This window comes from Enterococcus sp. 3C7_DIV0644, from assembly GCF_002141235.1.
Lineage (GTDB): Bacteria > Bacillota > Bacilli > Lactobacillales > Enterococcaceae > Enterococcus_D > Enterococcus_D entomosocium.
The window spans coordinates 3180839-3194796 of sequence record NZ_NGLK01000001.1 but is presented as its reverse complement, the minus strand read 5'-3'; the positions used below and the strand labels follow the sequence as shown (position 1 = coordinate 3194796).

At 40.7% G+C, this 13958-nt stretch carries 11 protein-coding genes; 3 read left to right on the top strand and 8 right to left on the bottom strand.

Going from position 1 to position 13958, the window contains the following annotated elements; all coding sequences use genetic code 11:
- The gene (locus A5877_RS15005) at window positions 1-798 is read right to left on the bottom strand and encodes an NAD kinase (protein ID WP_301280263.1); all 798 of its coding nucleotides are present in this window, start codon (window positions 796-798) and stop codon (window positions 1-3) included.
- A gap of 5 nt (window positions 799-803) precedes the next feature.
- Window positions 804-1472, bottom strand: a complete 669-nt coding sequence (locus A5877_RS15000) for a GTP pyrophosphokinase family protein (RefSeq protein WP_005236729.1) — start codon at window positions 1470-1472, stop codon at window positions 804-806.
- 196 nt (window positions 1473-1668) lie between these two features.
- Between A5877_RS15000 and A5877_RS14995 the strand changes: the two genes are divergently transcribed.
- Both A5877_RS14995 and A5877_RS14990 read left to right on the top strand, forming a co-directional pair.
- Window positions 1669-2247: a CYTH domain-containing protein gene (locus A5877_RS14995; RefSeq protein ID WP_008379748.1), complete on the top strand. Its 579-nt coding sequence runs from the start codon at window positions 1669-1671 to the stop codon at window positions 2245-2247.
- Between the two features lie 105 nt (window positions 2248-2352).
- The gene (locus A5877_RS14990; RefSeq protein WP_008379746.1) at window positions 2353-3009 is read left to right on the top strand and encodes a DsbA family protein; all 657 of its coding nucleotides are present in this window, start codon (window positions 2353-2355) and stop codon (window positions 3007-3009) included.
- Window positions 3010-3146: 137 nt separating this feature from the next.
- Here A5877_RS14990 and pepF read toward each other — a convergent pair whose 3' ends face one another.
- From pepF to A5877_RS14960, 5 genes are all read right to left on the bottom strand, one after another.
- Window positions 3147-4964 (bottom strand): oligoendopeptidase F, encoded by a 1818-nt coding sequence (gene pepF, locus A5877_RS14985; protein WP_086317072.1) that lies wholly within the window; start codon window positions 4962-4964, stop codon window positions 3147-3149.
- A gap of 60 nt (window positions 4965-5024) precedes the next feature.
- A complete protein-coding gene (locus A5877_RS14980; protein WP_042890434.1) occupies window positions 5025-6023 on the bottom strand; it encodes a competence protein CoiA in 999 nt (332 codons plus the stop codon).
- A 100-nt stretch (window positions 6024-6123) separates the two neighbouring features.
- A complete protein-coding gene (locus A5877_RS14975) occupies window positions 6124-6774 on the bottom strand; it encodes an adaptor protein MecA (RefSeq protein ID WP_005236753.1) in 651 nt (216 codons plus the stop codon).
- 152 nt (window positions 6775-6926) lie between these two features.
- A complete protein-coding gene (gene spxA / locus A5877_RS14970) occupies window positions 6927-7325 on the bottom strand; it encodes a transcriptional regulator SpxA (RefSeq protein WP_003127030.1) in 399 nt (132 codons plus the stop codon).
- 705 nt (window positions 7326-8030) lie between these two features.
- Complete coding sequence (locus A5877_RS14960; protein ID WP_005236757.1) at window positions 8031-9767, bottom strand: ABC transporter ATP-binding protein; 1737 nt, start codon at window positions 9765-9767, stop codon at window positions 8031-8033.
- Window positions 9768-10011: 244 nt separating this feature from the next.
- On the opposite strand from A5877_RS14960, the gene A5877_RS14950 reads away from it, so the two are divergent.
- Entirely contained in the window at window positions 10012-10746 is a 735-nt protein-coding gene (locus A5877_RS14950; RefSeq protein WP_086299586.1) for an HAD family hydrolase, read from the top strand.
- Between the two features lie 46 nt (window positions 10747-10792).
- Here A5877_RS14950 and A5877_RS14945 read toward each other — a convergent pair whose 3' ends face one another.
- Window positions 10793-13957, bottom strand: coding sequence for a DEAD/DEAH box helicase (locus A5877_RS14945; RefSeq protein WP_086299587.1), 3165 nt, complete (start codon window positions 13955-13957; stop codon window positions 10793-10795).
- Window position 13958: the final 1 nt, after the last annotated feature.

Below are 13958 nucleotides of genomic sequence, written 5' to 3'. Positions count from 1 at the left end.
TTATTCTTCTCCAATAAAGGAATCTTTGACACGATTCCAAAAATGCATATGCCGATAAGACGCAAAATGAATCCGTTCATCGGCAATCCGGTAATAGATTGCGTCGATTTCTTCTTGCTCGATGGTAAATTGATCAATCGTCACTAAATAGTCGGTACTTTGTTGCAGTTGCACTTTGACCCACTCGTGATGACCCACGACGATCGGTGATCCAAGTGTCCGAAAGACGCGATTGTTCAAAGAAGCAATCTCTGCTAATTGAAACGCATTGATACTTGGGTGCAATACTGCCCCACCAACACTTTTGTTATAGGCAGTTGAGCCGGTTGGCGTTGAGATCGAGAGGCCATCCCCGCGAAACTTTTCAAAGAGGTCTTCTTTAATAGAAATATCGGCAACCATGGTGCGATTGCCGCGTTTGATCGTTGATTCGTTCAATGCCAGGAAATGCTTGTCTGGTTTGCCATTTGCATAAGTGATTCGGACATCCAATAAAGGATAACTGACACTCTTTTGATGGTCATTGCATAAAGACTCTACCAATTCATCCAATTCATAGTCACGCCAATCTGTATAAAAGCCGAGGTGTCCCGTATGGACCCCTAAAAATTGTACTTGGTCTAACTTATGGTTGAACAAGTGAAAAGCAGAAAGAAGCGTACCATCTCCACCAACAGAGATCACTAATTCAGGGTTCTCTTGATCGATCTTGTTTTCAGACTGCTCCAGGAGGACAGTTAAACGCTTCGTCACTTCTACTGACTTGCTTTCTTGATTATGGACGATTGCCACGCGGATGCCTTTCATTCTGATTCCTCCTTCGGCAACTTGGGCGTGTCATGTCCGCCGCGTTTGCCTTTCCCATGAGAAAACAACCGCTGTGCCTCTTGGATCTCTTCACGAATATTAGACATCTCTTCATCTAGCTGGTAGGCTGCTTCTGCCGAACGTCGTAGTCGCTCGCTAATTTCATCGGGAAATTCCCCTTGGTATTTGTAGTTCAATGAATGTTCAATCGTTGCCCAAAAGTTCATCGCCAGTGTACGAATTTGTACCTCTGCTAAGATAATTTTTTCTCCATCGATCAATTGAACTGGATACTCGATCACCAGATGATACGAGCGGTAACCACTGACTTTTTTATTGGTAATATAGTCACGTTCAATAATGACTTTCATGTCTTTACGTGTCCGCAACAGTTCAACGACTTGGTGAATGTCTTCCACAAACTGACACATGATTCGCAAACCGGCGATGTCAGACATTTCTTCTTCAAGACGATCCAGTGCGATTCCTCGTAATTTGCTTTTTGTTAAAATGCTATCTACTGGCTTGACACGCCCCGTGACAAATTCAATGGGAACATGTTTGTTTTGTTCCCGATATTGTTTTCTTATGCCTCTTAATTTTACTTTTAATTCTGAAACCGCCTGTTCATAAGGCGCTAAGAATTCTTCCCAATCTCGAATCATTCTTCTCCCTCGATTCTGTTCATAACATACCTCTTATTCTACCATACTCTTGGAATAAAACTGAATGGACAGAAGTGCAGAAACAAAAGATTTTTTTGTCTGCCCCAATCGTTTCCGCTTTTCTTTGTTTAGTTTCTTTGACGGAATAGCTGAAACAGCGTACACTATGTTTGCAATAGAAAGAGAGTGAAAATCAATGGTCGAACAAGTAGAGATTGAATATAAAACAATGTTGACGGAAAAAGAATACCACCAGTTGCTTGCTTATTACAAATTGTCAGAAAAAGCCTTCAAGACGCAAACCAATTATTACTTTGATACGCAAGACTTTAAACTGCGAGAAAAGCATTTTGGCTTACGCATTCGCACGACTCCTACCAATGCAGAATTAACGCTAAAGACCCCCATTGAACACGGTCTGTTAGAAACGACTGATCCTTTGACAATCGAAACCGCAGCGTCATTGATCGCGTCAGAAAAAATTTTAAAAACAGGTGTGGTTGCTCAACGCTTAAAAGCAGCGAATATCGAACCTGATTCATTACACATGATCGCAGCATTAAAAACGAAACGGGCGGAATTTCCGATCAATGAAGGATTACTTGCTTTGGATGAAAGCTGGTATGGTCAACAGCATGATTATGAGTTAGAGCTAGAAGTCAGTGAGCCAATTCAAGGAAAATTTGCCTTTCAATCGTTATTGCATTCTTTTGGTGTTCCTTACCGACCAGCAAAAAACAAGATCATTCGAGCCGTTGAAGAAAAATCATTGTAGGATGCCCTTTTGCTTACTTTTTTCGCGTTTTTTTGCTATATTTAATAAAACATACTTATTTTGTTTTTCAAGTTACTCAAGAATCTTAATTGGGGAGAGATTCAAATGATCGAACTTTTTTTATTTATTAATCCGATTGGGCCTATTTGTTATGATATCGAAAAAGAGATTCTCAACAAATTAAACACGAGCCGCAAAAAAATCCATTTGCAGATCCTGCCTTTCGTTAACTTGTTTTCCGTAGGTGTTTCAATGGACTATTTGTCCATGAATAAGGCGGATTTGGTCTTGCGAAATGAACAGACCAACCAAATCTATGCTGCGTCATTGGATTATAAAGCAGCCCAGTTGCAAGGAAAAAAAATTGCTCGGGATTTCTTATTGAAATTGCAACAACGGATAGGGATCGAAAAACAGGAATATTGTGACACCTTAGTGAAAGATCTATTTTCAGAAACGAATGGTGATTTAGAGATGTTCCTAGAAGATCGTACATCTGAGTTAGTGAAAAAGAACTTTGCCACCGATCAGAGGGTAGCGAAAGACATGGGCATCACGATCACACCTTCTGCTGTGGTGTATGATTTTTCAAGTGAAGAAGAATATGGGGTCCTTTTAGAAGGATCAGAGGAACTGAGAAGTCTTCCTCTCGTCTGTGGTACAGCAACAGAACTCGATACATTTATGCAAAAAGCTCAGTCTTTGAAAGCACCAAAACTTTCCACTATTCATGAAATTGATCGAGGGTTGATTCTTTTATGAAACCCTATTCAATAGCGACGCTGCGCAGCGAGCCAAACGATGATCTTGTGTTTGGCTCGCTGCGCAGCGTTTTTCATTGCGGGAGGAACAAAAAAAAACAAACCAATCCTTTTCGGACTGGTTTGTACTCTTTTCAATTATGCTTCGATTTCTTTTACGAGTTCTTCCAATTCATTCAAGCGTTGCTCAAATACTTTCATTGCATCTTCAATATAATCTGCTTTCGTCATATCTACGCCTGCTTTTTTCATGACTTCGATTGGATAATCACTACGTCCGGCTTTCAAATAGTTCAAATAGTTAGTTAAGGCATCCGGTTCGCCAGCTAAGATTTTCTTCGCCAAAGCAGAAGCTGCCGAAAAACCAGTTGAATATTGGTAAACATAGTAATTGTAATAGAAATGCGGAATGCGTGACCACTCAAGACGAATCTCCGGATCTTTTTCAACTGATGGTCCGTAGTATTTTGCATTTAACTCGGCATAGTTCTCGCTTAAGAATTCACTGGTCAACGGCGTTCCTTTCGCATCTTCCACGTGCATGAAGTGTTCAAACTCGGCAAATTGCGTTTGACGGAAAATCGTTCCTTTGAATCCATCAAGAAAATGATTCAAGACATAGGCTTTGACCCGCGGATCAGTCTCAGTCCGAAGCATGTATTCCGTTAAAATATTTTCATTCGTGGTTGAAGCGATTTCTGCTAAGAAGATCGAGTAATCCCCATAGGCATAAGGCTGGTTATTCCGTGTGAAGTAACTATGCACACTGTGTCCCATTTCATGAACGAGGGTAAAGAGTTGATCCAATCGATCATTCCAGTTCATTAAGATATAAGGCAGTGTGTCATAAGCACCTGAAGAATAGGCACCACTGCGTTTGCCTTTGTTTTCAACGACATCGATCCACCGATTGCTGAAGGCTTCTTCAACTACAGCTAGATACTCTTCCCCTAATGGTTTTAGCGCTTCTTTCGCTTTTTCGACTGCTTCTTCATAGGTATAGCGAATCGGTGCTTCCCCTAAAATCGGCGTGTACACATCATACATATGAAGCGTGTCGACAGCCAACAGGCGTTTTCTTAATGCCATATATCGGTGTAATAATGGCAAATGCTGATTAACGACGTCCACTAAGGTATCATAGACACTTTCAGGAATATGATTGGCACTCAAAGCGGCTTGGCGTGCCGAGTCGTATTTACGGGCTTTGGCTTTAAAGTTGTGGGCTTTGATATTCGTACTTAAGATTTGGGCAAAGGTATTGCGGAATTGCTCATAAACGCCATAGAGACCTTTAAAGGCCGCTTCCCGAACAGACCGATCCGTGCTTTCCATCAACTCACCGTATACACCATGAGATAGCTGTACTTTTTCCCCGTTTTCGTCTTCAACTACTGGAAAATCCAAATCAGCATTGTTTAAAACAGAAAAAATGTTGCCGGATGCTCCAAAAATTTCGCCTGCTCCGGCCAATAGCGCTTCTTGATCGGCAGGCAAAACATGGGGCCGCTCGTTAATAGTTTTTTCGATCATATGACGATAAACAGCTAGTTTCGGTTCTTGATCGAAATAGCCCCAAATCGTTTCATCGGACATCGTCAATAATTCGGGATCAAACCAAGCAACGGCTTCACTTACTTGCGCAACTAAACTGCTGGCTTTCGCATATAAGCCTTGATAAGTCGTATTAGCGGTATCTTGATCATTTTTCAAATGACTGTAAACATACAGTTTCTCTAAACGGCGAGAAAGATCTAAGACAAATTCTAAAGCGGATAGGAAGGCTTGTGGCCCATCTGCTAAAGTGCCTTGGTAACTGCTAGCTTCTTTAAGCTGTGCTTGGATTTCTTGAAATTCTATGTCAAAAGCCGCATCATCGGCATAGATTTTCGTTAAGTCCCACGTTTTTTCGACTGGAATCGATTCACGTGCTGGTAATTGTTTTGTTTCTGACATTCCCTTCACTCCTTGTTCATTGGTTAAAAATATCTTATCACACTTTTCAACGAAACCAAATCATTGGCTTGAAAAAGAAACCGAATTTTCTAAATATTGGCATTCTTGAAAGATTTCTCTCAATATTTCTCTTTGATCAAGCAAAGGAAAGCACCATTGCCAATGCAGCTTCCTCAACTGAATCAACCACTGTTCAAAACTAATGGGACATTCACTTAAATAGAGAAAGCGAAAAATCAGTATGTGGTGTTCAAATAAAAAGCCAAACCGACTTTCACAATAGCACCAAAGAGGCAACTGTGAGACATTCCCATTCAACGGGTATACTATTTCTTGAATCTCTCTGATTTTAGGCAGTCTGTTTCGCAGTTTTCGAATCACCCACAAACGATAATCGACCGCTACCCATTCAATAGAATGGTGGGTATCTGATTCATCTGCTTCGTACAAAGGTCGAAGTGTCTCTTTCCTGTATGGCTCCCCTTTTTGTATAGCGCTTCGTCGACTGATTACCCCTTCTTGATAGTGCCATTTGATTTGGTGCAGCCGCACCAATGCCTGATTTCGCGTATCAATGAGCCACAAGCAAAAGCCAGTAGACTGATAAGTACAGCAGGCTTTTGCCAAAAGCGACCAATGGCGTTTCGGATACATTTTGGTCCCTAGGATCCACCAAGGCTGATAACCATTTGCTAAATAAGTGCTGGTTCGTTCCAGAAATCGTGAAAACTTGAGTGAAGAACACTGGACTTCAACGGCAATATTTTTGTAACAGAGATCAGGTCGCTGCTGAAGTTGCGGCAAGTAGGCTTCAAGTTCAATATCCATCTCTTGATACCATTCAAACAAAAGTTGTTTTGCTTCCAAGTGCTCCTTCGTCTCCCCTTCACTGTATGTCTGACAATCAGTGGTGGCTTGATGGGCAAAGTGGGACTGTCGCTTAAGTCCTTGCCTCAAAATCACTTCTTTCTGACAGCCTGGGCAATAAAAAGGGCCCGAGGATTTCTTTGCCCCTTTCGCTAGGATGACTTCTTTTCTTTGGTTCAACGCTTTCAACATCTGGCTCACCTCAATAAGAGGTACGCCAGATTCGTCAAACACAATTAAAAAAGCCAAAAACATTGTCAAAATGTCCTTGGCTGGAAATGATTTTCATTCATTAATCATTCTTGAAATAGAAACGAGTCAATTCAAGTGCATCGTTTTCCATGATCAACTCACCGTATTCTGATAAAACTTCGGGCGTCACTGAAGTCCTTTGGGCAAATTCCATCAAATAAGAAAGTGCATTTTCCACTTCAATATCAGTAATATCTGCATCCATAAATCGAATTTCAATATAATAATGATTGCCCATTTGGTAAAGATTGGTTGCAACGGAATCCAAATATACTTCGGATGCCAATTGAATCATATCTTCGAATCGCAACAACTCGAATACAAAACGATTGCCGATTTCTTCTGCTTGCTCTGACTCTTGTAATTGAGCCGCCACATGTTTTTTCAACATATCGGTAATGTCTTCATTCGCTTCATCGTTCATCTCATCAAAATTTTCCATTCCTTCTGGTGGAAGATTTTTGCTAATAAACAATTCTAACCCATCGCCTTTAGGCAAGACTTGGAAAGTTACAGCTTCACTGCCTTTAAATTCTTCGTCAATATCAACTTCTTCAAGAATACTGTAAAAGAAGTTTTCAATTTCATTGTGATTTCCTAGAAGGTCAAGAAAAGTGATGCCTCTCGCAGCTAAGTCTTCACTTTTGATCAATACACGAATGGTGTTCTCATTGATATGTTCCATTTCCATATTAGCTACACCTCACTTTTGCTACTCACTATAGGTTCATTGTATCGAAACCTGATAAAAAGTAAAGAGAAAACGAATATCCTCTTAAGAAAAACGTAAAAACTCAAAAAAAGACTCACTTTCTACGAGAAAGCGAGTCGATGAAGTCAAATTTATAAGCCTGCCATTAATTGCGCTTGTCTTAGTTCCAGTTGGCGAACATCCCTAGGTAAGAACCGACGAATTTCATCTTCGTTAAACCCAACTTGCAATCGTTTTTCATCGATCATAATTGGCCGACGCAATAATCCTGGATTTTCTTGAACAAGTGTCAATAAATCTTTTAGGGGCAGGTCATCTAGATCCATATTCAACTTTTGGAATACTTTGGATCTGGTGGAAATAATTTCTTCTGTGCCATCTTCTGTCATTTGTAGAATTGCCTTAAGCTCAGAAATATTTAACGGTTCTGAAAAAATATTTCTTTCAACAAAAGGGATTTCGTGCTCTTGTAACCACGCACGAGCTTTGCGACAAGATGTGCAACTTGGGGAAGTGTATAGTGTCAACAACGTGCATCTCTCCTTTTTAATTTTCAATCAAGCAAGTCCTGTTCCCTCGCTTGATTTCAATTATACAGGTTTAACTAAAAAAAATCTAGTCTAAATCTCATATTTTTTAATAAAACTCGAAAGTTATATTAAAAGCGAAACCTTTTAGGCAAAAGGTTTCACTCAAAAAGTTTATTTTTAAATGAGAAAAATCAAATTTTTTTTTAATATTACTTCTTTTATACAACAGTGTGTCAAAGGTGTATCAAAAAGATGTCAGAATATTAAAATACTCTTTTAGTTGAATCCCGCGTTTTTTAATTTCCCCTCTGTAATTACATGTGTAATCAAAAAAATGGAGAAAAAAACCAAGTCCATGGCTCAATCGTTTTCAAAGGAAAAATTTCACGATCCCTTGTTGCCTTGGAAACGACAGGGCTACAATAAAAATATATGTTATTTTTTCCAGAGAAGATTCTCAACCAATGTCTTCATTCTTGATTCCATTGTATCACATTCCTTTTTAATCAGAAAACCATACAAGCATTTCTGTCATAATCGACAATAAAACAGTAGGAGAAATGAATATCTGCTTATAAATGAAAAGGGTTTCTCACAAAAATTTAGTGAAAAACGATCAACCTAAGAAACCCGTCTTTTATGCTTTTTCCTGACAAAGTATAAAAAGACTAGTGTTTTCTTGGATTGATCGTTCATTTCTTTCTTCTAAGGGAGAGAAGGTTCTCCATCACGAGCGAATTGCGCATCATGCAATGCGCGATAATGTCCCTTTTTCGCCATCAAATCTTCATGGGTCCCCTCTTCTAAGATGCCTTTATCACTAACGACAATGATGCGTGTCGCATGTTTGATCGTTGCGAGGCGATGGGCAATGATCAAGGTTGTACGGCCATCTGCCAAAGAATTCAATGACTCTTGAATCACTTGCTCGGTTTCCGTATCCAACGCTGATGTTGCTTCATCTAATATCAAAATCGGCGGGTTTTTTAAGAACATCCGAGCAATCGCTACCCGCTGCTTTTGACCACCGGATAATTTGACTCCTCGTTCACCGATGACCGTATCTAACCCATCCGTCATTTGATCGATGACCTTTTCTAAGTGTGCTAATTTGACTGCCTTTAAAATCTCTTCTTCTGTTGCATCAAGTTTGCCATAAGCAATATTTTCTCGAATCGTTCCCGGGAAAAGAAAGACATCTTGCTGCACAGTCCCAATCTGCTGACGTAAAGAAGCCAGGGTCATCTCCTGAATATTGATGCCGTCAATCGTAATGGCGCCTTCAGTGACTTCATAAAAACGCGGCAACAAGTTGCATAACGTGGTTTTCCCTGAGCCACTTTGCCCGACGAAGGCGATCGTCTCGCCAGCTTTGATCGATAAATCGATGTGATTCAAGACTTTCGTCGCATCCGCATAGGAAAAAGAAACATCTTGGTAGACGATATCCCCTTTTAATGATTGAACAGCCCGTGCCCCTGGTTTGTCTTTGATCGTCGGTTCTTTATCCAATTCTTCGGTCAATCGTTTGAAGCCAGCGATGCCTTTCGGATAGCTTTCAATCATCGTATTGACCTTCTCAATTGGTCTAACAAAGACATTCGATAATAAAATAAACCCAACAAACTGGCCATTCGTCAGTTCACCACGAATCACGTAGTAAGCACCAAAAATCAGAGCAAACAAGTTGATCAAGCGAATCAGAAAGTAATTATACGCTGAACTGATCGCCATTACCTTATAAAAAAGGATCTTCGATTGCCGATAGATTTCGCTCAATCCATCAAAGCGTTTATGTTCGAACGTTTCATTAGCAAACGATTGGGTCACTCGAATGCCGCTAACAGATGCTTCCACTCCGGCGTTGAACTCACCGAGGTTGTCATAGATCTGTGTATTGACTTTGGTCATTTTCTTATTGAAAAAAACCAAGGCAATCGTAATCAATGGAATCAACGCAAATGTCGCTACCGCTAATTGAACGTGCATATTCAACATCAATAGGAATGCCCCCACCAAAGTCATAATGGTAATAAAAACATCTTCTGGCCCATGGTGAGCGACTTCAGAGATTTCAAAGAGATCCGTGGTCAAGCGACTGATCAGCTTGCCGGTCTTTTGATTGTCATAATATTCAAAAGATTGGGTCTGCAGATGTCGAAACAGTTCTTGACGCATATCTGTCTCAATATTGACCCCAAGTTTATGACCATAAAAAACCACGATATATTGCAACACAGTATTGATCACATAAAACAAGAACAAGCCTAAGCAAGCCAATAGTATCAAGCGAAAGTTGTTCTGGGGCATGATCTTATCGATTACTTGGTTGACGGCAACGGGAAAGGCCAGTTCTAATAAACCAGCAAATACCGCACAAGTAAAATCTAGCATAAATAGTGACCGATACGGTCGATAATAACGAAAAAACCTTTTTAACACATTTCCCCCTCCTCAATAGCTATCATTATAAGCAACTCTCAGTAGAAATGCAAAATGAGAAACATGTGAAAATGGGTAAAATTCACTATAATTTTGAAAACCTATAAAGACGCGGATTTCTAAAAACAGTAAATAAAACCTTTATTTTACAGGGATTTTCCTCTTTTTTTTACAGGAATAATGGCTTATGATTGATTCGAAAACAAACTGAAAATTTTCACTAATTCTGAAAGGCGTGTCTTTTTTGATCACTAGTATTCTTTTTGATGTCGATGATACCTTATATGACCAGCAACAACCATTTCACAATGCCGTAACCTCATGTTTCCCACAAATAGCCCACAAAGATTTAACTGCTCTTTACTTACGGTTTCGGGTGCACAGTGATGAGCAGTTTGGACGGGTATTGGCAAATGAATGGACGCTAGATCATTTTCGTTATTTTCGACTGACCCATTCATTAACGGATTTAGGGTACTTACCTATTACAATAGAAGAAAGCTGTAAGTTTCAGCTGTGTTATGAACAAGAACTAGATGCCATCACACTGCATCCTGAAGTTGAGTCAACTTTGAACTATTTGTCCACATTGCCAGTCAAACTAGGAATTATTACCAACGGTCCCACTGACCACCAGCAAAAAAAATTGGATCAGTTGCAACTGACTCGATGGATCAAACCAGAGCATATGATCATTTCACAAGCAACCGGTTATCAGAAACCAGAGCTAGAAATTTACCAATTGGCAGAAACCGCCTTTGCTCTTGATCCAGAAACAACACTGTACGTAGGTGACAACTTTGATAATGATGTAGTGGGCTGCAAAAAAGCCGGTTGGCAAGCCTTGTGGTTCAATCATCGTCTTCGTCAGGCGCCTAATGGATTGGAAGATTTGCCCGATGTGTCGATCACTGCTTTCTCGCAGCTCCAAGAAAGTATTGACGCCCTCTTGCAGCTTCCTGCATACGCCTATAACTAAAAAACATGGACCTTCGCTTCAAGCGGGTCCATGTTTTTTTGAATGCTTAATGTTCTTCGCCGATACTCAAAATTAAGCGAATATCTTCTTCGGTCATTTGTTGAAGCTGGGTTTCATTGCCTTGGATCACTTTTTGGAAAAGCTCACGTTTTTCTTGTTGCAATGCATCCATTCGTTCTTCAATGGTTCCTTCGGCGATCATTCGCCAGACTTCGACTACATTTTTTTGACCAATCCGATGGGCTCGTCCAGCGGCTTGTTCTTCCACTGCTGGGTTCCACCATAAATCGTATAAAATCACTGTATCTGCACCAGTCAGATTTAGTCCAGTTCCTCCTGCTTTTAATGAGATCAAGAAGACATCTTTTTCGCCACTATTAAAAGCATTGACCATCGTCAAACGATCTTGCGGCGGTGTGCTGCCACGCAAATAGAAGGATTCAAACCCTTCCTGGGCTAATTCTTCTTCAATAATCGAAAGCATACTGGTGAACTGAGAAAATAGCAGGACACGACGGCCATTTTCTTTGGCTGCTAAGAGTAAATCTTTGACCTGCTCAAGTTTCCCAGAAGACCCTTCGTAGTCCTCCACGAATAATCGAGGGTCACAGCAGATTTGCCGTAGACGAGTCAAGCCAGCTAAAATACTGATCCGATTTTTGCGGAAAGACGTAGAATCCATTTGCGCGATTTCTTCTCGCATTTGTCGCAAATACGCCAAATAAATTTTCTTTTGTTCCTCTGTTAGGACACTGTAATAATTTGTTTCCAGCTTTTGCGGCAAATCATGTAACACAGATTTTTTATCTCTTCGCAAAATGAAGGGTTTGATCATTTTTGCAATTTCTTGTGTAGACAGTTCCTTAAATTTCTGCTTGTTGGGGAAAAAGCCTGGCATAATCATTTGGAACAAGGACCACAATTCTTCTAAATTGTTCTCGATCGGTGTGCCACTGAGGGCGAACCGCTGCGGAACTTCCAAGGATCGCAATGCCTGTGCCGTTTTGGTCGCGCTGTTTTTGACCATCTGTGCTTCATCTAAAATCAAACACGATAACTCTAGTGCTTGATAGGCATCAATGTCCTGACGCAAGCTTGCATACGAAGTAATTCGGACATCCGCTGATTGCGCCATCTGCGCTTCTCGCTCTTCTTTCGTTCCACTGATGACAGTCGCTGAAATTGAAGGTGCGAACCGTTTGATTTCTTGCTGCCAGTTGAATGTTAGACTGGCTGGTGCCACGATCAATGCATTCAATTTTTGATGCTCTTGTTTCTCAGAAAGCAAATAGCTAATGGTTTGGACGGTCTTCCCTAACCCCATTTCATCAGCAAGAATACCGCCAAATTGATAATGGCTCAACATTTTTAGCCAACGAAAGCCAACTTCTTGGTACTGCCGCAACTCAGCATGCAAGTTGTCTGGCAACTGTGCCTCAAAGTTTTCTGGATGGATCAAATCTTCCGTCATTTGCTGAAAACCTGTACTAAAACTCGCTTGATCGGCAAACTGTTCTTGCAGTAATAGCCCTTGATTCAATGGGACTTGGATTGCCCCGTTTTTCGTATCTAACGAGAGCCGTAATTTTTTGAGGGCAGCACTTGCTTCTTGAAACTCTTCCGACTCCAGCGAAAGAACTTGACCATTTTCTGTGGTATAAAATTGCGCAGATTGCAACAGACTCCGCAAAACATCGTTGATCTCTGATTCTTGAATGCCGCTAACATCAAACTTGATATCCAACCAAGAACCATTCTCTTCAATCACGATTTCTGGTCGATGATGCTGGGCATCAAGGTAGAGTTCCCGCAGCTTCTTGCCGATCCGCACTTCCCCTAATTGTCTCAAGACCGGGATCTCTCTCGTAAAAAAGGTATAGAGTTGCTCGCCTAGTGGTAGATTTTTTTGCCAATTTTTGCTGCTGGCTTGATAGCCAAAGGTTTCAATAATGGCTTCGATCCGTGCTTCTTGTTGGAAATCACGTAAAATCTCTGGATGATTTTCTGGCATGTATTGATGTTTTTCATCACTTGAAAAAACGACTTCTCCATAAGTAAAATCAACTTGTAGATCTACTTGACCTTTGATTTTCCGCAAGGAGAAAACTGCTTTCAATTCAGATTCTTCGATGTCATTTTGAACCTCAGGAGCCACTTGGACACGCCCAATTTTTCGCAAATAAGGCAAAACTTTCATAAAGAGATTCGCCAGCTCTTCTTTTGGATAATCAATGATTGGCTGTTCAAAACGTTTAAACAGCTGCTGCATCGTGACATAGATCTCCTTTTGCTCGACAGTCAATTCATAAAATGTTCCGTCCAACAGCCCCCAGTTATAATAACTAAGTAAGTGGTCGAAGTCTTTTACGAACTGCAGCGGAAAATGATCCGTTTCTTTTGTAACTGAAAACGTCAATGGTTCCCCCGATTGGAAGTCTACTTGGCTGACCTTGGTTTCACCAATGGTGATTTGCGTGTAGACATCATTGAATTGCAATAGCAGTTCTTTGCCGAATTCAACGGGCAGAAGCAAGTATTTTTTATCAAGTTTGCCATTGATTTGAATGCCCGCTTGCCCCATTAATTGTTGGGTTTGCGCGATTCCTGTCAATCGATTCAATAAAGCTCGATTTTTCTCATCAAAGGCATCCGCAGAAAGCAAAAAGGTCTGTTGCTTATTGGCCGCATATTGCTTGTTCTCTTGATACATCTGTAAAAATTTATAAATGTTTTTGACGACATAGGTCCTGGCCGTGCCGCGATGCCCGACCTTCAAAGAGACCCCTAAAATATCCATCTCTTGGTGATAAGGATTTGTCGCAATCGTATCTACCCGAAATTCAATCTGTAATGGTTTACTCGCTTCCTTTTCGCTGTCTAAGCGAGCAAAACCATTGGAAAACATCTCTGAAGCAGAAAAGGCCTTTTTGATGGGGGTTTGTTCATTGATTTTTCGTGTTTTTCCTTGTTGGCGTAAATAGAGTTCGACGGCCACCGTATGTTTGCAATAATGATGTTCTTCCCAATAGGGACATTGGCAATAATCCACTTCTTTGGCAGTAGCATCCAAAGTAACTAAATACAATTCTGTTCCGAGTACTTCTGCATGCCACACATTTTTTTCTTTATCCGGGGTGACAGACAGGACACGGCCTTCATTAAGATACGTTCTCCCCCGCTCGATTACTTTTTCTGGAATACTCCACTTCATA

Bases quoted from the DNA above. Each gene is read 5' to 3' on its own strand.
- A5877_RS15000 (WP_005236729.1), bottom strand. From the start codon at position 1,472: ATGATTCGAGATTGGGAAGAATTCTTAGCGCCTTATGAACAGGCGGTT.
- A5877_RS14980 (WP_042890434.1), bottom strand. From the start codon at position 6,023: ATGTTGAAAGCGTTGAACCAAAGAAAAGAAGTCATCCTAGCGAAAGGG.
- A5877_RS14990 (WP_008379746.1), top strand. From the start codon at position 2,353: ATGATCGAACTTTTTTTATTTATTAATCCGATTGGGCCTATTTGTTAT.
- A5877_RS14945 (WP_086299587.1), bottom strand. From the start codon at position 13,957: ATGAAGTGGAGTATTCCAGAAAAAGTAATCGAGCGGGGGAGAACGTAT.
- pepF (WP_086317072.1), bottom strand. From the start codon at position 4,964: ATGTCAGAAACAAAACAATTACCAGCACGTGAATCGATTCCAGTCGAA.
- A5877_RS14975 (WP_005236753.1), bottom strand. From the start codon at position 6,774: ATGGAAATGGAACATATCAATGAGAACACCATTCGTGTATTGATCAAA.
- A5877_RS14995 (WP_008379748.1), top strand. From the start codon at position 1,669: ATGGTCGAACAAGTAGAGATTGAATATAAAACAATGTTGACGGAAAAA.